This is a genomic window from Rhodoferax sp. RT5P35 (assembly GCF_056521385.1).
On record NZ_JBWMAX010000001.1, the window covers coordinates 34,770 to 52,202 of the forward strand.

The following is a 17,433-nucleotide window of genomic DNA, read 5'->3' on the forward strand; positions in this document are numbered from 1 at the left end:
TAGAGGCCAATTTAATGCCTAAGGCTTCTGCGCCAGCGCCTTGTCAATCGCCGCCACCAGTTTGCTGCTGTCTGGCCCGGTCAGCGAGGTGTAGCTGTCCACCACCTGGCCTTTGCGGTCGATCAGGTATTTGTAGAAGTTCCAGCGCGGTTCTTGACCCGTGGCCTTGGACAGCTCGGCGTAAAACGCGTTCTTGCCCGCACCCGACACGACCGATTTGCCCAGCATGGGAAACTTCACGCCATAGGTGTTGAAGCAGAAGTCGGCAATTTCCTTGGAGCTTTTGGCCTCTTGCGCAAAGTCGTTGGACGGAAAGCCCAGCACCACCAGGCCCTTGTCTTTTTGCTTGGCGTACAACGCCTCCAGCCCCTCGAACTGGCCTGCAAAGCCGCAGTAGCTGGCGGTGTTGACCACCAGCACCACCTTGCCGGTGTACTGGCACAGGTTCTGGGGTGCCTCGTCTTGCAGGCGCGGAAACTGGTGCTGCAGGATGGCGGGGCAGGCGGCGGGTGCGGTGCTTTGGACGGCTTTTTGGGCCAGAGAAGGCAGACTACTGGCGGCGAGAGCCAAGACAAAGGCGTAATGGATGGGGTGCATGGGGTGTTCCTGGGTTGTCAGAACTTTAGTGCTTTTGCAGCAGTGCAGCGTGTTCAGGGGTTGTTGCGAATCTTGTTGCGAATCTTGTTGCGTATGCGATGAAAGCCCGCAGGGCCGGCGTGATCTGCTTGTGGCGCGGCACGATCAGGTGGCATTGGCGCTGGATGGCGGGCCAGGGCGTATCCAGGCAGAGCAACTGCCCGGCAGCCAGTTTATCTTGCACCACCCAGCGCGACAGGCAGGCAATGCCCAGGCCGTGCACGGCGGCCTGCTGCATGGCCTCGGAGCTGCCCAGTTCAATACTGCGCCGGTAGGCGTGCAGGTGCGGCAGCAGGGCCTGGTCGGTGGTCTCGCGGGTGCCCGAGCCGGGTTCGCGTAGCAGCCACACGGCTTCGCGCAGGTCGTCCAGCGTGGCGGTGTGGCCCTGCGCCAGCGGGTGCGTGGGCGCGGCCACCAGCACCAGTGTGTCCTGCAGCCAGGGCGTGACCTGCAGCGTGGCTTCGTGGCAGGCCCCTTCGATCAGGCCCACGTCCAGCGCAAAGTCGGCCACAGCCCGGGCGATTTGCCCGGTGTTGCCAATCTGCACCCTGGACTGCCAGGCGCTGGCTTGCCCCGATGCCTGCCAGTCCGCCCAACCGCCCAACAGCGGGGGCAGCACGTAGTTGCCGATGGTGGTGCTGGCTCCAATGCGCAGCGACTGGGCCTGGCCTACACCATCCCGTGCCATTTGCTCAATGCCCGCGGCACCGTCCAACAGGGCCAGCGCGCGCGGCAGCAAGGCGCGGCCGTTGTCGTTGAGCAGCAGGCGCTTGCCCACGCGGTCAAACAACTGCAGAGACAGCAGCCGCTCCAACTCTGTCACTGCCGAGCTGGTGGCCGATTGCGACAGCGCAATTGCCACGCTGGCTGCGGTAGTGCTGCCGCTCTGTGCCACGGCCACAAAAATCTGTAGTTGGCGCAGGGTCAGGCGCAATACATCCATAACCAAGCCCTTACATATCGGTTGTATGGATGCATGTTACAAACATAAACTTCTGGATGGGTAAGTTCCGGCTTGGGGAATATTTGTGTGGCCACGGGAATTAACCGCGCGCACTTGTTGTCCTACACCCGGTGGGCGCTTTTTACCTGCCATGCCCTTCCTCATCCGACCGTCACCCGACCCTCAACCGATTTTCACCTCAAGGAATCCACACCATGTTGACCAAATCTTTTGCCGCAGCCCTTTTGCTGGGCTGTGCCAGCCTGGTTGCTGCAGCTGCCGGTGTCCCCGCCAAAATGGCCGATGGTGTACTGGTGGGCCCTAACGGCATGGCGCTTTATACCTTTGACAAAGACATGGCGGGCAACGGCAAGAGCGTCTGCAATGGCCCCTGCGCTGCGCTGTGGCCCCCGCTGATGGCGGCTGCAGCCGACCAGCCCCTGGACGGCTACACCCTGATCACCCGCGACGACGGCAGCAAGCAGTGGGCCTACAAAGGCAAGCCTCTGTACTTTTTCCAAAATGACAAAACGGCCGCGGATCGCATGGGTGACAACTTCAAAGATGTCTGGCACCTGGTGAAGTAAGCTGCCCTAGCGCACAAATAGAGCAATCAAAATGATGATGGGAATTGGGATACCAACCAAGTACAAAAGTATGGAACGCATGCTGTTCTCCAAAAAATGAAAAGGGAAATCGAAAGGAATCTGGACCAAACTACTTAAAGGTCACGCTGGCGGCCGCCGTAGGTGGCAACCCAACTGGCGACAAACGCACCCATCAGCAGCGCAATAAACAACCATAAGGCGGCGTAAGCAGAGAGCTTGCGGCTTTTCTCTACGGCCTCCAGAGCGGTCGCCTTGGCGGTTTGCAGCTGGTTTTGCATCTGGGCATACACGGTGCTGACCCGCTTTTCAGCATCCGCTTGCGGCAAGCCGGTGCGCTGTGCTACCAGTTGGCCGACATAGCGAACATCGGCCGGGGGCAGGGTGGTAGCTTGCAGGTTGCTGGTAAAGATTCGGCCTACCTCGATCAGCGGGGCTGCCGACAAGGGTTCAGCCACAGCCACGTCACCTTCCTTGGCTTCCTTGCGGAACAAGCTGTCAACAAAATAGCCCATGGAGTTATCGGCGCCGTCAGCGCTGCCAGCTTTAGCGACCAGCTGGGCACCTGCGGTAGCCGCTGTGCCCACCACCTGAGCGCCACCGCTAAGAATCGAACCCACCGCCGAAGCCAGCAGCGTCACCGTTACCAGCGAGGCAATCGCCCAGGCCAGAAAGCCGTGCGCGGTGTCGCGAAAGTACACCTCATCGCTGTGGGTGTTAGCCCAGCGGTTCCGCAGGCGACCAGCCAAGTAGCCGCCAAACGCCGAAGCCGCCAGTTGGGTCACCGTAATCCACACCACGGTGGACGCGCCAAACGCGGTGGCGCTGACCCCGTCGCGGGCCCAGGGGGATACCGATGACAGGCCCAGGCCTACCCCCAGCATCAGCAAAATTAGCGACAAAGCAGCAGCTGCCGCAGCACCCGCCAAAATCGCCCCCCAAGACACGGCACTGGCAGACGTGGCCGTCGGGCGAATATCGGAATCTGCACGGAAACTGCCGATCTCATCGGCCGTGGCAGGGTAGGGGCGGCTCATACAGGTCTCCAAAAGTTGTGTGGAGTGATGATTGCCGAGCGCCCGCCCGCGTGCTGTCAGACAGTTTGGATAAGCTTTGTAGGAAAAATACCGGTCTGCATTGCAGGCGATGCTTTGCTATGCATTTTGATGGTCTAACGCAGGCGGAATGAACGCTAGCAGCCCGTTTTCCTTAAACCGGGCGGCGCATCTGGAATAGCTGCTCTGGCCCGATATGGAAGTAGTCCGCAGGCCCGCCGCCGCGCAGAATGTGTCCGGCGTGGGCCGTGTCGTACACCCCGTCCTTGAGCAGCGCGGTATCGATGTGCACGGCCACCACCTCACCCAGTACCAGCCAGGTTGGTACCTTGTCGCCGTTGGCGCTTTGCAATTGCAGAATCTGCGTGGTGCGGCACTCGAATGCCACCGGGCTCTCCCGCACCCGTGGCACCGCTACCAGCTGCGATGCCACGGGTGTCAGCCCTGCCAGCCCGAATTCGCTGACCTCGGGCGGTACGGCGGCGCAGGTCTGGTTCATGGCCTCGGCCAGGCTGCGCGTCGCCAGGTTCCACACAAACTCGCCGGTCGCCTCTATGTTGCGCACCGTGTCCTTGTAGCCTACGCTAGCAAAGCCAATGATGGGCGGCGTGTAGTTGAAGGCGTTAAAAAAGCTGTAGGGTGCCAGGTTCAGAGCCCCGGCCGCACTGTGTGAGGCAATCCAGCCAATAGGCCTGGGCCCGACGATGGCGTTGAACGGATCGTGCGGCAGGCCGTGGCCGAGGCGGGGTTCGTAGGAGTGGATGGGCATGGTCCGAAGATACCAGTCCGGTGCAGTCTGGCACTGCCTCAGGTCTTTGGTTACGAGCCGTTCACCAGCACTTCTTCAAACTCGGCCAGTTCTTGTGCAATGGCGGTGTATTTCTTGGACTTGGCTTTGTTCTCGGCCCACTGGAGCGTGGCGGCTTCCAGGTCGGCCTTGTAGTGGGCCAGGGCGGCTTGCTTGCGTTGCGCGGTGGCGGTTTTGTCGGCGCTGGACCACAAGTCGATCAACTCGCCCAGGCCGTTGTCGAAGTCGTCATAGGTCTCAAGGGGAATCCACTGGCCGCTTTGGTCAAACATGTTTGCTTTCGGTAATTTGCATTTACTGCGGGTTGATTGGGCATAAAAAAGCACTTAACCAGGATGGTTAAGTGCTTTTTTTGGCTCTTCGTCTGGGAGTCTCTAGGAATCACACATATTGAGATTCTAAGGCCATATGTGTGGCCAAAAAGGCTTCGTTTGGCGGCTTGAATCTATAGTGGTGGTTTTTTGAATGCAATTCTCTAAAAATGAGCCCTTATTTCTAGTACTGTAAGCCCCGTCGAAAATTCACTGTGAACCATATTGACGCGCTGATAGGTTGGAATCTTAATCTGTCGGATCCGTTATGGGCTTTATTAAAATAATCGCTCTTGGATTTTTTGCGGCTGCATGCTAGTGAATGGGAGGCAACGGCATAGCCCTCGTTTGTGTGATTGTTGGATTTATCGCCACTGTAGCGTTTTATTTTCTCCAACTTGGATTGCGCATGAGCGTAACCATCTGAAAGTGATTGCAGTCACGGTCTTTAAAATTTTGCTGGGATAGGCCGGTTTAGCATGGATTGGAGTGCTGGTTTGAGCATATGCCCGGGAGATATAAATTTTTACTGCTTAATTATCTTCCGTTTAGTCATATCAATCCGTCAACGATTTTTCATAATGCAGTCTTTGCTCGCCGATAAGCAATGTCATTTTTGTGTGGAGTCGATAAAGCCAGCAGCCATCAAGTGCCGTTTTTGCCAATCTTACCCACCTTCTGAGCATGCAAATAGACAATTAGGCTTCTCCTATTTTGCAAAGCGGGTAATCAGGTTTTTTCATTGACGAAGTGGAAATAACAGTCAAAAAATGAAAGTCCGGCTACAGGGGTTATTAATACAAATATAAAATTAGGACGATATTTTTAGGGCGATATAGAAAATTATTGTTATTGTAATAAAAATTACAGCTAGTTGATTAAGTTGTAGTATTGAAAAGAGTTGTTAATTTCTGGGCTAAAGTGGATGCCAAACGCGAGCTGTAGGATGAAACTATTTGAAGCGGTTGCTGTGATCACCAGTCACGGCGACTAGCGATTTGATTCAATTGTGGGTATTCAAGTATTCAAAATACTTAAACAACATAGGGAAACAGGCGTAGAAAGCCATTTCTGCGCCAATAGACCATCCACCAGGAACAATGCTGTTGTTTGCACTCGGCACAAATCCATGAATAAACAGAATATTTGCGATAATATTTGCTGCAGTATATGGATGAGGGTTCATGTTTGGGTCCGTTTCTGGAATGAAACGAGATAGCGCGAAATAGAGCGCAATACCAACATAGTAAAGAGGCGCAATTCGCAAAAGCGGTGAATAAAAAAATTTTTGATATTATCCGGTTTGTTGCGTCAAACGCCCGAAGAGCGGCATAGCGTGAAAACTGAAGCTACAAAGAATAGTAGGACGCAAAGTTGACCATATCTACAGAACGCAATTATTTGCGGTGATAACCCGGGCACAGTCGGAAAGACTTTCACCAGGATCAGCATGAGAATGGCTATGCCGCTAGCGGCATCAACGTAGCTAAGGTTTTGTGATGCCTACGCGCTGGCTGAAATCATGGTGATCCGGCTGTAAAGGATTGCTGCAGCGCAACACGTTAGCGGCGGTGCAGATTTCGTACGAAATTTCCGCAGTTGTTAACTTTCCACACTCTTGCCGAATACACAAAATATCCATCGAAACTACATGAAGATGTAACAATTAAGATGCACCATTTGGTTATTTTTTAAACTAACCAGTAGCTTTTTAAAGTGACCTCTTTTTTTTCCAGTGCCCACAAGCTGGCCGACAAGCTTTTTCGTCGATTTCTTAAAAAAGTTGGCTTCGATGATGTCCGACCTGACTGGGAGGACCCCTGGTGAAGAATTCCGTCCACCGCTATGACGCCTGATTGGCGCATGAAACCGGCAAACCACGGCGCTTTTTGAAGGCAACTCCGGCCGAGGCCTTTGATGCCTGGATGGTGAATGAGCTGCTGGGCCAGGTGCTGACCACCACCGCGGTGCAAAAAGTGGTCGATGAAATTAAGGCGAACGGCGGAAAGTGGGCCCAAGAGCGCGATGTGCGCCGCCGCACCTTGGTCAAGGGACTGCGCGAAGCCGAGGGAAAACGCGACAAGCTGCATGAAGTGGAGGAGACCTTGGGTAAAAACACACCGAATTTGCCCGCCACCATGGAGCGCTTGAAAGTCCTTCAAGAAAGCATCAAAGCCCTAGATACATCGCTGACCGACCTGGAGACGCAGGAAGCACCAGACTACCGCCTGGTGGACATAGACCGAGGTATGGCGGTTGAAACGGTACAGAAGGTGATCCGGGCTTACCCCGATCCCAAGCAGCTGCGGGTGCTGAGGGCACTTTTGTGCAGCTGATCACAATCAGTAACACGTCGGTGGTGGTGGGCTACCGCGAAGATGCGCTTCTTCGCAGTGTGAACCCGACGGTTCATAGTGGGGTTTGGTGGCTCCTCGACCTGGGCTCGAACCAGGGACCTACGGATTAACAGTCCGGCGCTCTACCAACTGAGCTATCGAGGAATGCAGATACTTTTAACTTAAATGAAAAGGGCCTACGGATTGGCGTAAGCCCTAGTTGGAAATTTTGGCTCCTCGACCTGGGCTCGAACCAGGGACCTACGGATTAACAGTCCGGCGCTCTACCAACTGAGCTATCGAGGAATATCGTAGCCTCAAATTATAGCGTGGGATTTCATGGTTTCTGTACCGAAGTCAAAAACTTCTGGATGGCCGCGCCCAGGGCGACGGCGGCCTGCTCGGGGTCAGACGCTCCAGTCAACGCCCGCACCACGCCAATAGACCCTGCGCCGCTGGCCAACACCGCGGCCAAACGCTCGCCGTCGATACCGCCGATGGCGACCAGCGGGTAGTCGCGCAGCAGCCGGGCGTAAGCGGCTAGCCGGGCCGTGCCTTGGGGGGCGGTGGCCATGCGTTTGAGCGTAGTGGGGAAGACGGCACCCAGGGCGATGTAGCTGGGGCTGACACGGTCGGCGCGCAGCATCTCGGCGTAGCCGTGGGTGCTGACGCCCAGGCGCAGGCCTGCCGTGCGGATGGCATCCAGGTCCACCGGCTGCAACACATCCAGGTCTTCCTGGCCCAGGTGCACGCCGTAGGCCCCGGCCTGGACCGCTGCCTGCCAGTGGTCGTTGATGAACAGCAGGGCGGGCGTGCCCTGTACCGCGGCCACGGCGGCGGCGACTTCTTGGGCGATGGCCTGCGCATCGTCAGATTTGAAGCGCAACTGCACCGTGGGCACACCGGCCCGCGCCATGCGACCGACCCAGGCCGCATCGGGCAGCACGGCGTACAGGCCGAGTTGCTGCGGGCAGGGTGGGAATGCATCCGGGCGCGGCCAGGGGCGCAGACCGAAATCTTGCGGAGCATCCGGCCAGTCGGTGGCGTTGCCGGTGCGTGCAATCTGCGCCTGCCAGGCCTGGGCGATGCAGGCGGCATCGGCGGGGATGAAGCCGAGCTGCAGGCAGGCGCCGAGGCGCAGCGCTTCTTCGGTGGCGGGCAGCGCCATGTCGGCAAAGCGGGTGGTGATGGTGTGGGGCATTTTTTATTCCTGCGCGTGGTGCCAAAACGGCGTGCCGAGCACCGGGGTGCTGGGCTGGGCGGCTTGCTGCTCCAGCATCGCGCCGCCCAAAAAGGCGTTGCGCCCGGCCTGCACGGCATCGGCAAAGGCACCGGCCATGCGCACCGGGTCTTGGGCCAGGGCGACTGCCGTGTTCAGCAGCACCGCGTCGTAGCCCCATTCCATCACTTGGCAGGCGTGCGAGGGGCGGCCCAGCCCGGCATCGACCAGCAGCGGCACGCTCAACCGTTCGCGCAGCACCTGCATGGCGTAGGGGTTGATGGGGCCTTTGCCGGTGCCGATGGGCGCGGCCCAGGGCATCACGGCCTGGCAACCCACGTCCACCAGGCGTTGGCACAGCACCAAGTCTTCGGTGCAGTAGGGCAGCACCTTGAAGCCGTCGTGGATGAGGCGGCTGGCGGCCTCCACCAGGTTCAGCGTGTCGGGCTGCAGGGTGTAGTCGTCGCCGATCAGTTCCAGCTTGATCCACGGCGTGTCGAACACCTCGCGGGCCATGTGGGCGGTGGTGATGGCTTCTTGCAGGCCGTGGCACCCGGCGGTGTTGGGCAGCACGGGTACGCCGGTCTGGCGCAGCAAATCCCAAAAGCCGTTGGCACCCGCATCGGCCTGGCCCAGGTTCTGGCGGCGCAGCGATGCGGTCAGCATGGCGGGCTGCGCGCGCGCGATGGCGCTGCCCAGGATGCTGGGCGACGGGTAGCGCGAGGTGCCCAGCAGCAAGCGGCTGGCGAAGCTTTCGCCATAAAGGATGAGGGGGTCAGGTGTCATGTTTCAGCCGCCGGTGACGGGGTGGATGATTTCGATGCGGTCGGCATCCTGGAGCGCGGTCTGCGGGTACAGCGCGCGCGGCACAAAGCTTTTGTTGACGGCGGCGGCAAACGGCGGCTGCGCCTGCAGCAGCGCCACCGCGTCGGCCAGCGTGGCATCGGCAGGCAGGGTATGGGGGAGGTTGTTAATCAGGACGTTCATACAGTTTCTATAGCAAGACCCCAATGCACGGCAAGCGCTGAATGCCCTTTTTCCATGAATTCCAGCACCGCGTCCAGCATCGCCGGGGCAATCAGAAAGCCGTGCCGGTACAGGCCATTGATTTGCAGCACGCGGGGGCCGAGCTGGCGAATGGCGGGCAGGTTGTTGGGCAGGGTGGGGCGGCACTGGGTGCTGGACTCCAAAATGCGCGCCTCGCCAAAGCCGGGGTGCACGCTGTAGGCGGCGCTGAGCAGCTCCAGGCTGGAGCGCACGCTCATGGGCGACATATCGTCAGACTCGATCTCGGTGGCCCCCACCACAAACACCTTGTCTTCTTTGGGTGCGATGTACAGCGGATAGCGCGGGTGCACCAAGCGCACCGGACGGCGCAGATCCACCCCCGGCGCGTGCAGACGCAGCACCTCGCCACGCACGGCGCGCAGGCCCGGCCATTGGCCACGTGCACCCAGGCCCCGGCAGTCGAAATTCCAGTCCGCCTGGCAAGCCTCTGGCTCGCGCGGGCTGTGCCAGTGCAGATCAACACCGTGCTTTTGCAATTGCAGCAGCAGCGCGGCCAGCAGTTGGCGGTTGTCCAACTGGCCTTCACCTGGCAGGTACAGGCCTTGGGCGAATCGGGTGCCGATGCTGGGCTCCAGGTGGGCGATGGCTGCAGCATCCAGCGGCTGCGGGGCGGGCAGGCTGGGCAATGCCTGGCGCGTGGCGGTTAGCTGGTGACTAAAGCGCGTGGCCTCGGCCGCGTCTTGCCGGTGCCAAAGAATCAAAGTGCCGTTTTGCTGGAAGAACACGGGTGCGTCGAGCTGCGCGATCAACTCCGGCCAGCGTAGCAGCCCGTGCTGGCCCATTTGTACGACGCTGGTTTCGGTGATGGCCGACTCCGCCAGCGGTGCCAGCATGGCGGCGGCTACACGGGCGGCTGCGCCTTCGGCCTCTGGCCCACCGGCTTCATACACCCGCACCGTGTGGCCCGCGCGTGCCAAAGCCAGGGCCAGCAAGCGGCCCATCAGGCCTGCGCCGAGGATGGTGGTGGTAAGTGGTGTGGCCAAGGAGTCGTCCATGAAAAAACAGGACGAAACGAGGCTAGGTCGTTGGTTGGAAACTCCCCACGCCAGTATTACCTGGATCGGGTATGAGGGTTTTTCTCAGTCCAGCCTTGCTAGCCAGACACCCCTGTTTCATCCATAGTGTGAATTACATCACATCTGCTCGCCGATAATTTATCCATGACCAACCCACCAAGCTCCCCACGCTACCTGCGCCTGCTCTCCATCGCCGGGTCCGACAGTGGCGGTGGCGCGGGCATCCAGGCCGATCTCAAAACCTTCAGCGCCCTGGGCTGTTACGGCATGACGGCCTTGGCCGCGCTGACCGCGCAAAACACCCGGGGCGTGACGGCTATCCATCCTGTGCCCCCCGCGTTTTTAAAAGCCCAGTTGCAGGTCGTGCTGGACGACATCGGCGTGGACGCGGTGAAGATTGGCATGCTGCATTCGCCGGAGATGGTGGAGGTGGTGGCCTGGGCCATTGACCACTACCAGCTCACAAAAGTGGTGCTGGACCCGGTGATGGTCGCCACCAGCGGCGACCGGCTGATGGCCCAGGAGACGGTGCAGGTGCTGGTGGACCAGCTCTTCCCCCGCGCCACCGTGGTCACGCCCAACCTGGACGAGGCCAGCTTGCTGCTGGGCCGCAGTGTGGACGACCCAGCTGCCTTGGAGCCCGCCGTGGCCGACTTGTTGGCGCAGGGCGCGCAGGCGGTGCTGGTCAAAGGCGGGCATCTGCCGGGCAACGCGGTGGTCGATGTGCTGGGCCTGGCGAATGGTGCGCGCCAGCGCTGGGAGTCGGTGCGCATCGCCACCCACAACGGCCACGGCACCGGCTGTACGCTGTCGTCGGCGATTGCCGTCTACCTGGCACAAGACCACGCTTTGCCCGAGGCGGTGGGGCTGGCGCGTGCCTACATCCTGGGTGCCATCACCAGTGGTGCCGATGTGCGCACCGGGCACGGCCAAGGGCCGCTGAACCATGGGTTTGCGCCCTTGCCCATGGTAGTCCGTAACTAGAAATTTATAAGAAATAGGCTTCTAACGCATATTCTACCTACGCTAGTAGCTATTATTTTTGTAGCGCGTAGGTAATCCGCAGCGGGCGGCTTAACCAGGCCGCTACGAACACCACGGCCAGCGTGGGCAGGGTCGCACCAAACTGTGGTGCGTAACTGGCCAGCAGGTGGTAGATCGCAATACCCGCTAGCCACAGCCCGGCGGCCATGGGCTCTACCAGACGCTGCACCGATGCGGTGGCATGGCTGCCCATGCGGCCCAGAATCACCCCAAACAGTGGCACAAATACCGAGCTCAACAGCAGCAAAAATGGCTCCAGGCTGTGGATCGGCAGCACCAGCGTCAGAGCCGTGCAGACCACGGCCAGCAGCAGGCCCCAGCGGCGAATGCTCAGCTTGGGGTGCAGGCTGTGTGCCGAGACCGCACCCGAGTACACGTCGCCATAGGCGTTGTCGATTTCATCGAACAAGATCAGTCCCAGCGCCAGCAGACCGCCCTGGGCGATCAGCAGCGCGGTGACCAGGTCGGTGCCCGGTGCGGCCACCGTCACCACCACTACGCCCAGCGCGTAGCACCAGATATTGGCCAGCGCGTAGCCCAGCCAGGTGCCGCCCATCGCCGATTTGCCGTTGCGGCCGTGGCGGGCGTAGTCGGCCACCAGGGGCAGCCACGACACCGGCATGGCGATCACCAGGTCCATGGCCGACAACAGGCCTATGCTGCCGTCGCCGGGGCGGTGCCAGAAGGCGGGCGCATCGGTGGCCAGCAGCTTCTGGGCGAACTGCCAGCTCAGCCACAGCAGCGACAGCACCACCAGCGGCAGGCCGTAGCGGCCAATGAATTTGCGCACCAGGGTCAGCATGGAGCCGGCCATCAGGGCGGTCAGCACCGCGCCCCACAGCAATGTGGTCAGCAGCACGCCCTGGGTGCCGCCCAGGTCCCAGCCCAGGCTGTGCTTGGCGATGGCGGACGTGCCGTCGCGCATGATGACCAGCTCAAAGGTGGTCCAGCCCACCAGTTGCACGATGTTTAGCAGTACCGGCAGGCGGGCGAAACCGCTGCCAAAGGTGGCGTGCATCAGCCCGGCGCTGGACAGACCGCTGTCGCAGGCGATGCGCGCCACCCAGGCCAGCAGGCCCGCGCCCAGCACCGAACCCAGCACGATGGCCAGCAGTGCCTGTTGCGTACCCACGGCGGGCACCAGATAGGCCCCGATCTGCATCACCAGCAGGCCTACGCCCAGGCTGAACCACAGGGCGGCGTGCGATGACCAGCCGAAAACGCGGTCTGCGTCCGGGATCGGTGTCAGGGCATCATTGTGAAAAAACGGTGAATTTGCCATTCATTTGCTCCATGCAAAATAGTGGCAGGGGGCTTGAACCGAACGGGCGGGTGCTCTGCCCAGAAGGCAGCAGTGCCGTTGAAGAACATGCTTCCCTGCGCGAGGATTACCTCAGTCAGGTTCAAAGGGACTTTCTCAGTCGGGGCCATGACAGACCCAACACCCCTAGCGGAACTCTGCGCGGGCTTGGACGCGCAGGCAGAGCGACCGAATTCTAACGCAGTGGCTTACAAATCTACACAAAACGGGGCTGGGGTGCAGGCGCTGTCTGCGCATACAGCTATTAAAACAGTAGCGTTACAATGCTGCCCAGCCAGGTACGTGGTTCGTGCGCTTCAGCGATGGATGTAGGCCTTGCACCTTCCCAGCCACTTTTTTTCAAGACCCCCATGGATGCTTTTTTGATTCCCCGCCACTTCGTTGCTTGTGCCGCTTTTGCCGCTTGTGCGCTGCTGGGTGTGGCCTGCAGCGCCATGGCCCAGACCGCGACCGCCCCCGACACGCCAGCCGCCAAGGCGCCTGCGGTGCCGTACCGCTGGCGGCTGGAGCTCAGCCCGCACACCACCCATTTCAGCTACAACGTCGAGCACCGCCCGGTGCACCTGGTGGGTCTGGAACGCGAATCCACACTAGACAACAGCTTCTACGGCCTGGCACTTTTCACCAACTCGTTTGGCCAGGACAGCGGCTACGCCTATCTGGGCAAGAGCTACTACAACGTCTTCGACAGCCTGCCCCAGGTCTACCTGAAATGGTCGGCGGGCGTGCTGTACGGCTACAAGCCGCCGTACAACCACAAGGTGCCGCTGAACTACAAAGGCTTTTCGCCCGCCATCGTGCCCGCAGCGGGTTGGCGCTTCAGCGGCGGCTGGAACGCGCAGATCGACATGCTAGGCACGGCCGGGCTGACCTATTCGCTGGTGAAAGAGTTTTAAGCCGGTGAACGCATTCCGAGCCTGACCCAGGCTCCCGATAAGCCCGCTTTTCGCGGGTTTTTTTTACGGCTTATGGGCGGTTAAAGGGCTGGTAAAAATGCGGCAGTGCAGCACAATGGAGGCAATGACACCAAGGTGAGCCGCCATGCCTGTAGTCGCTTTTTGCCCTGATGTGCTGTTGTATCCGTGTTGCCTCATCGCGCTGTCGACGTTGTGCTGTGGTGGTGGGGTGCAGGCGCAGGAGGGCGGTGAGTCGGCCCCGCAGCTGGAGCTGGCAACGCTGGCCGCGCCGTCGCTGCAGCAGGCCGATGGACACCTTGATTCCCGTGTGACGTTGACCGGCTGGTCTGGCCCAGCGCCCAATGCGGGGATGGGCCTGGGATTGTGCTGGACAGTGCCCGGCCAACGCATGGCCGGAAATACGCGCAACACGGCGCCGGGGCTGGATCTGGGCCTGCACTGGCGCTCTGCAGACCAGGGCCAGGGCCGGGTCCGTATCGGCGTGTGTCAGCACCTGAGCCCCTGGCCTGACCCGGTGGGCATTGCCAGCCAAACCACCAACCCCGGCAACTACAACACCCGCTTGGAAATGCAGTTCAGCGCCGCCAGCGCGCGCGGCATTCAGTTTGAGTTGGGCGGCGCTTTGGGCCTGCCGCTGAACAGCAATGGCGACAAAGTGGTGCTGCGCCTGAGCCGTGGTCGGCCCATGGTGTACTACCGGACCCGGTTTTAAGCCCTTGGCCCTGCGGGCATCCATCTGTCACTTCTGCCGCCACCAGGCCAAGGCTTGCTTGGCGGCCGGTTCTTTGGGGGCAAGCAAGCCTTGTATCCTCCCCCCTCCAACAAAGACCCCGTACTACCGAAAGAAGCAATGCAAAAAGAACAAAAGCCCAAGGGCACCACCGCGCTGGTCATTGGCGGGGGCCCTGCGGGCTTGATGGCGGCAGAAGTGCTGGCCAAGGCGGGGGTGTCGGTGCTGCTATGCGATGCCATGCCCTCGGTGGGCCGCAAATTTCTGCTGGCGGGCAAGGGCGGGCTCAACCTGACCCATTCCGAGCCGTCCGAGCTCTTTGCCACCCGTTTTGGTGCCCGCCAGGACCAGGTTGGCCCCTGGCTGCAGGATCTGGGCGCGGCGCAACTGCGCGACTGGGCTTCAGCTCTTGGTGTGGACACCTTTGTGGGCAGCTCGGGCCGGGTGTTCCCGACCGACATGAAGTCGGCCCCGCTCTTGCGCGCCTGGCTGCACCGCCTGCGCGTGGCCGGGGTGCAGTTCCACATGCGGCACCGCTGGGTGGGGCTGGAGGGCCATACAGAGGGCACCACCTGGACTTTCGACACACCGAAGGGCCTGGTGCATTTGACCGCCGACGCGGTGGTGCTGGCGTTGGGCGGCGGCAGCTGGGCGCGCCTGGGCTCAGACGGTGCCTGGGTGCCTTTGCTGCAGGCGGCCAAGGTGCCGGTCGTACCCCTGGTGCCTGCCAACTGTGGCTTCGATGTGGCGGGCTGGACCGAACATTTCAGCAGCCGTTTCGCCGGACAACCCTTCAAAACCGTGGCCCTGTCGTTCACCAACAGCCAGGGCGACACGTTCCGCCGCCAGGGCGAATTTGTGGCCACCGCCAGCGGCATCGAAGGCAGCCTGGTCTACGCGGTGTCGAGCCTGGTGCGCGACGAGATCGCCTTGCACGGCCACGCCACCGTGCTGCTGGATTTGCTGCCCGACAAAACCCCCGAACGCGTGCTGGCCGACGTGGCCCACCCGCGCGGCACCCGTTCGCTGTCCAGCCACCTGAAAAGCCGCCTCGGGCTGGAAGGCATCAAGGCAGGCATCCTGCACGAACTGCTGGACAAGGCCGCGTTGCAGAACCCGGCCGCGCTGGCTGCCGCCATCAAAGCCCTGCCGATCCGCCTGGTGGCCACCCGGCCCATCGACGAGGCCATCAGCACCGCCGGTGGCATCGCTTTTGAAGCCCTGACCCCCGACCTGATGCTGGAGCCGCTGCCGGGCGTGTTCGCTGCGGGCGAAATGCTGGACTGGGAGGCTCCCACCGGCGGCTATCTGCTTACCGCCAGCATGGCCAGCGGCCAGCGGGCCGGGCAGGGTGTTTTAAGGTTTTTAGGGCTCTAGCCTAGATACTGCCTGCGGTGGCAGCTATTTAAACGATAGCTTTCGGCTGTGTCAGACCTGCGGCTTGCGTTCCAGGCGGCGCAAGCGTTTGACTTCGTACATGGCGGCATCGGCCTGGGTGATGGCGTGTTCAGCCGTGGTGGTGTGGGGGTTGATCAACACCACTCCCACGCTGGCACCGCCCGAGTGGATTTCCAGCTCGCCTAGTTGCAGGCGGGTGGCGCACTGCTCGGTCAGGCGCTGCTGGAACAGGTGGACTGCGTCGCTGGTGGCGTCGTCCAGTCGAGGTCCACGGCCCACGGCGACGAACTCGTCCCCACCCAGGCGAGCCAGCACATCGCCCGCGCGCAGGCCGTTCGACATGTTCTCGGCCATGGCGGCCAAAAATTGGTCGCCCACCTGGTGTCCATAGGTGTCATTGATTTGTTTGAAGCCGTCGAAATCAATAAAGCTGACCAACACCCCGGTGGCATCCCGCTGTGCCCGGGCCAGGGTGCGTTTTAGTTCGGCCATGATGGAGCGCCGGTTGGGCAGGCCGGTGAGCGTATCCGTGAGAGCCATGGAGGCCAGCTCGATATTGGTTTTATGCAATTGCTCCAGCAGCCGTTCGCGCTCAATATGCTGGGCAATCAGCCTGGCAAACAAATGCAGGGTATGGGCGGCGTTGGGCGGCAGCGGCCGTGCCGATGCACTGGCTGCACACAGGGTGCCATACAGGGCGTCGTCGTCCATTTTCACGGGAATGCTGATGTAGGTTTGGATACCCAGCGCACGTGCGGCATCCGAGTCGCCCCAGCGGGCCGGCACATCACTGGTGTAGAAGCGGTTTTCGTCCAAGGCACGCTTGCACAAGGTGTCGGCCCACGGCACGGTGATGCCCTCTGGTATGGCCAACTGCTGGGAGTTATGGGCAAACAGGACGTGCTGCAAGCTGTTTTGCAGGTCGATAGTGGTCAGGTAGGTGGATTCCAGCCCTGTCACCGCCTCCAGCATCTCCAGCAAAGGGCGTGTCAAATCCTCTAGCGTGCGGGCCGAGGCGACGGACTGTGAGAGCCGAAGGAGTAAAGCATCCATGAAAGGGTCCTCCATTTGTGACACGTATTCTGCCTGAGGCTTTGGGGCAAAAAGAGGGCTTGGCCGGTCGCTACCCCGCCCGTCCGCTGGGCTCCACAATCACCAGCGCAATCCCGCACACCAGCAAACCCGCGCCGGCCCAGAAGGCCGCCGCCGGGGTTTCGGCAAAAAACACATAGCCCAGCGTGGGGCTGAACAGCAGCAGCGAAAAGCTGCCCGCCTCTACCGCCGAAGCGTCGCCCGCACGGTAGGCAAAAAAGTATGACAGGTAAATGCCCGACGCGGCCAGGCCCACGATGGGCAGCAGCACCCACAGCGCAGGCGGCACGCTGGGCAGGGCGAAGCCGCTGAGTACGCCAAAGCTGACCCAGCAGGCGGTCTGGCTCCAGGTGAGGATGGCAATGGGGTGCTCGCGGCCCGAGTATTTTTTCAGCACCACGCCCAGCATGGCTTCCATCAACGCGCCCAACAAGGCCACCAGCGCGGCGGGTTGGAAGGCCCCGGTACCCGGCTGCAATATGGCCAGCACGCCGCCAAAGCCCACCGCCACGCCCAACCAGCGCAGCCAGTGCGGGCGCTCGCCCAGCAGCCACACGCCCAGCGGCAGCATGAACAGCGCGCCGGTCATCAGGTAGGCACTGGCCTCGGCCAGGGGCAGGTGCGACACGGCCCAGGCCGCGCACCCGGCCGAGGTGACGATAAAGCCCGCGCGCAACAGGTGCATGCGCGGGTTGCGGGTGCGGACCACGCGGCCCCGCGTCCAGGCGATCAGCGGGGCCAGCATCAGCAAGACCACGGTGGACTGCAAAAACAGCACCTGCCGGGGCGCAATGCCCTCGGCCATCAGGCGCTTGTTGCAGGCGTCTAGTACCGACCAGCACAGCATGGCCAGCACCACCAGCAGCACGCCCCGGGTATTGCCCGCCAGGCCGTGCCAGCGGGTGGATAAAAGTTTCAGCATGGGATGGAGGAT

19 protein-coding genes, 2 tRNA genes and 2 riboswitches are annotated in these 17,433 nt (G+C 61.1%); of the genes, 6 read left to right on the plus strand and 15 right to left on the minus strand.

From position 1 onward, the window contains the following. Window positions 1–18 precede the first annotated feature (18 nt). Both AC097L_RS00155 and AC097L_RS00160 read right to left on the minus strand, forming a co-directional pair. Complete coding sequence (locus AC097L_RS00155; protein WP_479584086.1) at window positions 19–597, minus strand: glutathione peroxidase; 579 nt, start codon at window positions 595–597, stop codon at window positions 19–21. A 25-nt stretch (window positions 598–622) separates the two neighbouring features. After that, window positions 623–1,579, minus strand: coding sequence for a LysR family transcriptional regulator (locus AC097L_RS00160; RefSeq protein ID WP_479584087.1), 957 nt, complete (start codon window positions 1,577–1,579; stop codon window positions 623–625). Window positions 1,580–1,794: 215 nt separating this feature from the next. Between AC097L_RS00160 and AC097L_RS00165 the strand changes: the two genes are divergently transcribed. After that, window positions 1,795–2,166: a COG4315 family predicted lipoprotein gene (locus AC097L_RS00165; RefSeq protein ID WP_479584088.1), complete on the plus strand. Its 372-nt coding sequence runs from the start codon at window positions 1,795–1,797 to the stop codon at window positions 2,164–2,166. Window positions 2,167–2,300: 134 nt separating this feature from the next. On the opposite strand, the gene AC097L_RS00170 is transcribed toward AC097L_RS00165, so the two are convergent. The 4 genes from AC097L_RS00170 to AC097L_RS00185 form a co-directional block, all read right to left on the minus strand. Then, complete coding sequence (locus tag AC097L_RS00170; RefSeq protein WP_479584089.1) at window positions 2,301–3,221, minus strand: hypothetical protein; 921 nt, start codon at window positions 3,219–3,221, stop codon at window positions 2,301–2,303. Window positions 3,222–3,393: 172 nt separating this feature from the next. Next, window positions 3,394–4,008 carry a flavin reductase family protein gene (locus AC097L_RS00175; protein ID WP_479584090.1) on the minus strand — a complete coding sequence of 205 codons (615 nt, stop codon included), beginning with the start codon at window positions 4,006–4,008 and terminating at the stop codon, window positions 3,394–3,396. A gap of 50 nt (window positions 4,009–4,058) precedes the next feature. Further along, window positions 4,059–4,319 carry a hypothetical protein gene (locus AC097L_RS00180; protein ID WP_479584091.1) on the minus strand — a complete coding sequence of 87 codons (261 nt, stop codon included), beginning with the start codon at window positions 4,317–4,319 and terminating at the stop codon, window positions 4,059–4,061. A 1,042-nt stretch (window positions 4,320–5,361) separates the two neighbouring features. Then, window positions 5,362–5,544 carry a hypothetical protein gene (locus tag AC097L_RS00185; RefSeq protein ID WP_479584092.1) on the minus strand — a complete coding sequence of 61 codons (183 nt, stop codon included), beginning with the start codon at window positions 5,542–5,544 and terminating at the stop codon, window positions 5,362–5,364. 670 nt (window positions 5,545–6,214) lie between these two features. On the opposite strand from AC097L_RS00185, the gene AC097L_RS00190 reads away from it, so the two are divergent. Next, window positions 6,215–6,694: a hypothetical protein gene (locus tag AC097L_RS00190; protein ID WP_479584093.1), complete on the plus strand. Its 480-nt coding sequence runs from the start codon at window positions 6,215–6,217 to the stop codon at window positions 6,692–6,694. 89 nt (window positions 6,695–6,783) lie between these two features. Here AC097L_RS00190 and AC097L_RS00195 read toward each other — a convergent pair. The 6 genes from AC097L_RS00195 to AC097L_RS00220 all read right to left on the minus strand — a co-directional run bounded on the left by AC097L_RS00195 (window position 6,784) and on the right by AC097L_RS00220 (window position 9,976). Then, window positions 6,784–6,859, minus strand: a tRNA-Asn gene (locus tag AC097L_RS00195). Between the two features lie 65 nt (window positions 6,860–6,924). Beyond that, a tRNA-Asn gene (locus AC097L_RS00200) sits at window positions 6,925–7,000 on the minus strand. A 31-nt stretch (window positions 7,001–7,031) separates the two neighbouring features. Beyond that, window positions 7,032–7,862 carry a thiamine phosphate synthase gene (locus tag AC097L_RS00205; protein WP_479584449.1) on the minus strand — a complete coding sequence of 277 codons (831 nt, stop codon included), beginning with the start codon at window positions 7,860–7,862 and terminating at the stop codon, window positions 7,032–7,034. Between the two features lie 36 nt (window positions 7,863–7,898). Beyond that, window positions 7,899–8,699: a thiazole synthase gene (locus AC097L_RS00210; RefSeq protein WP_479584094.1), complete on the minus strand. Its 801-nt coding sequence runs from the start codon at window positions 8,697–8,699 to the stop codon at window positions 7,899–7,901. Window positions 8,700–8,702: 3 nt separating this feature from the next. Continuing rightward, entirely contained in the window at window positions 8,703–8,900 is a 198-nt protein-coding gene (gene thiS / locus AC097L_RS00215) for a sulfur carrier protein ThiS (RefSeq protein ID WP_479584095.1), read from the minus strand. Next, window positions 8,897–9,976, minus strand: a complete 1,080-nt coding sequence (locus tag AC097L_RS00220; RefSeq protein WP_479584096.1) for an FAD-dependent oxidoreductase — start codon at window positions 9,974–9,976, stop codon at window positions 8,897–8,899. The genes thiS and AC097L_RS00220 overlap by 4 nt, the downstream gene beginning before the upstream one ends. A gap of 25 nt (window positions 9,977–10,001) precedes the next feature. Then, a riboswitch (TPP riboswitch) is annotated at window positions 10,002–10,100 on the minus strand. A 41-nt stretch (window positions 10,101–10,141) separates the two neighbouring features. Here AC097L_RS00220 and thiD point away from each other — a divergent pair. Beyond that, complete coding sequence (gene thiD, locus AC097L_RS00225) at window positions 10,142–10,981, plus strand: bifunctional hydroxymethylpyrimidine kinase/phosphomethylpyrimidine kinase (RefSeq protein ID WP_479584097.1); 840 nt, start codon at window positions 10,142–10,144, stop codon at window positions 10,979–10,981. Window positions 10,982–11,033: 52 nt separating this feature from the next. Here thiD and AC097L_RS00230 read toward each other — a convergent pair whose 3' ends face one another. Beyond that, window positions 11,034–12,323 carry a purine-cytosine permease family protein gene (locus AC097L_RS00230; RefSeq protein WP_479584098.1) on the minus strand — a complete coding sequence of 430 codons (1,290 nt, stop codon included), beginning with the start codon at window positions 12,321–12,323 and terminating at the stop codon, window positions 11,034–11,036. A 75-nt stretch (window positions 12,324–12,398) separates the two neighbouring features. Then, window positions 12,399–12,500, minus strand: a riboswitch (TPP riboswitch). A gap of 212 nt (window positions 12,501–12,712) precedes the next feature. Here AC097L_RS00230 and AC097L_RS00235 point away from each other — a divergent pair. From AC097L_RS00235 to AC097L_RS00245, 3 genes are all read left to right on the plus strand, one after another. Then, complete coding sequence (locus tag AC097L_RS00235; protein ID WP_479584099.1) at window positions 12,713–13,258, plus strand: ABC transporter ATP-binding protein; 546 nt, start codon at window positions 12,713–12,715, stop codon at window positions 13,256–13,258. Between the two features lie 145 nt (window positions 13,259–13,403). Next, a complete protein-coding gene (locus AC097L_RS00240; protein WP_479584100.1) occupies window positions 13,404–13,991 on the plus strand; it encodes a hypothetical protein in 588 nt (195 codons plus the stop codon). A gap of 138 nt (window positions 13,992–14,129) precedes the next feature. Further along, on the plus strand, window positions 14,130–15,386 hold the full coding sequence (locus AC097L_RS00245; protein WP_479584101.1) for a TIGR03862 family flavoprotein: 1,257 nt from the start codon (window positions 14,130–14,132) through the stop codon (window positions 15,384–15,386). A gap of 51 nt (window positions 15,387–15,437) precedes the next feature. Here the strand turns inward: AC097L_RS00245 and AC097L_RS00250 are convergent, their stop codons facing one another. Both AC097L_RS00250 and AC097L_RS00255 read right to left on the minus strand, forming a co-directional pair. Further along, window positions 15,438–16,460: a GGDEF domain-containing protein gene (locus tag AC097L_RS00250; RefSeq protein WP_479584102.1), complete on the minus strand. Its 1,023-nt coding sequence runs from the start codon at window positions 16,458–16,460 to the stop codon at window positions 15,438–15,440. Window positions 16,461–16,530: 70 nt separating this feature from the next. Continuing rightward, complete coding sequence (locus tag AC097L_RS00255) at window positions 16,531–17,421, minus strand: DMT family transporter (protein ID WP_479584103.1); 891 nt, start codon at window positions 17,419–17,421, stop codon at window positions 16,531–16,533. Window positions 17,422–17,433 lie beyond the last annotated feature (12 nt).

Excerpts from the sequence above, each read along its gene's own strand:
- AC097L_RS00180 (WP_479584091.1), bottom strand. The coding sequence starts at position 4,319 with ATGTTTGACCAAAGCGGCCAGTGGATTCCCCTTGAGACCTATGACGAC.
- AC097L_RS00205 (WP_479584449.1), bottom strand. The coding sequence starts at position 7,862 with ATGGCGCTGCCCGCCACCGAAGAAGCGCTGCGCCTCGGCGCCTGCCTG.
- AC097L_RS00210 (WP_479584094.1), bottom strand. The coding sequence starts at position 8,699 with ATGACACCTGACCCCCTCATCCTTTATGGCGAAAGCTTCGCCAGCCGC.
- AC097L_RS00165 (WP_479584088.1), top strand. The coding sequence starts at position 1,795 with ATGTTGACCAAATCTTTTGCCGCAGCCCTTTTGCTGGGCTGTGCCAGC.
- AC097L_RS00175 (WP_479584090.1), bottom strand. The coding sequence starts at position 4,008 with ATGCCCATCCACTCCTACGAACCCCGCCTCGGCCACGGCCTGCCGCAC.
- AC097L_RS00155 (WP_479584086.1), bottom strand. The coding sequence starts at position 597 with ATGCACCCCATCCATTACGCCTTTGTCTTGGCTCTCGCCGCCAGTAGT.
- AC097L_RS00240 (WP_479584100.1), top strand. The coding sequence starts at position 13,404 with ATGCCTGTAGTCGCTTTTTGCCCTGATGTGCTGTTGTATCCGTGTTGC.
- AC097L_RS00170 (WP_479584089.1), bottom strand. The coding sequence starts at position 3,221 with ATGAGCCGCCCCTACCCTGCCACGGCCGATGAGATCGGCAGTTTCCGT.
- AC097L_RS00185 (WP_479584092.1), bottom strand. The coding sequence starts at position 5,544 with ATGAACCCTCATCCATATACTGCAGCAAATATTATCGCAAATATTCTG.
- AC097L_RS00250 (WP_479584102.1), bottom strand. The coding sequence starts at position 16,460 with ATGGATGCTTTACTCCTTCGGCTCTCACAGTCCGTCGCCTCGGCCCGC.
- thiS (WP_479584095.1), bottom strand. The coding sequence starts at position 8,900 with ATGAACGTCCTGATTAACAACCTCCCCCATACCCTGCCTGCCGATGCC.
- AC097L_RS00245 (WP_479584101.1), top strand. The coding sequence starts at position 14,130 with ATGCAAAAAGAACAAAAGCCCAAGGGCACCACCGCGCTGGTCATTGGC.
- thiD (WP_479584097.1), top strand. The coding sequence starts at position 10,142 with ATGACCAACCCACCAAGCTCCCCACGCTACCTGCGCCTGCTCTCCATC.
- AC097L_RS00220 (WP_479584096.1), bottom strand. The coding sequence starts at position 9,976 with ATGGACGACTCCTTGGCCACACCACTTACCACCACCATCCTCGGCGCA.
- AC097L_RS00235 (WP_479584099.1), top strand. The coding sequence starts at position 12,713 with ATGGATGCTTTTTTGATTCCCCGCCACTTCGTTGCTTGTGCCGCTTTT.
- AC097L_RS00230 (WP_479584098.1), bottom strand. The coding sequence starts at position 12,323 with ATGGCAAATTCACCGTTTTTTCACAATGATGCCCTGACACCGATCCCG.
- AC097L_RS00255 (WP_479584103.1), bottom strand. The coding sequence starts at position 17,421 with ATGCTGAAACTTTTATCCACCCGCTGGCACGGCCTGGCGGGCAATACC.
- AC097L_RS00160 (WP_479584087.1), bottom strand. The coding sequence starts at position 1,579 with ATGGATGTATTGCGCCTGACCCTGCGCCAACTACAGATTTTTGTGGCC.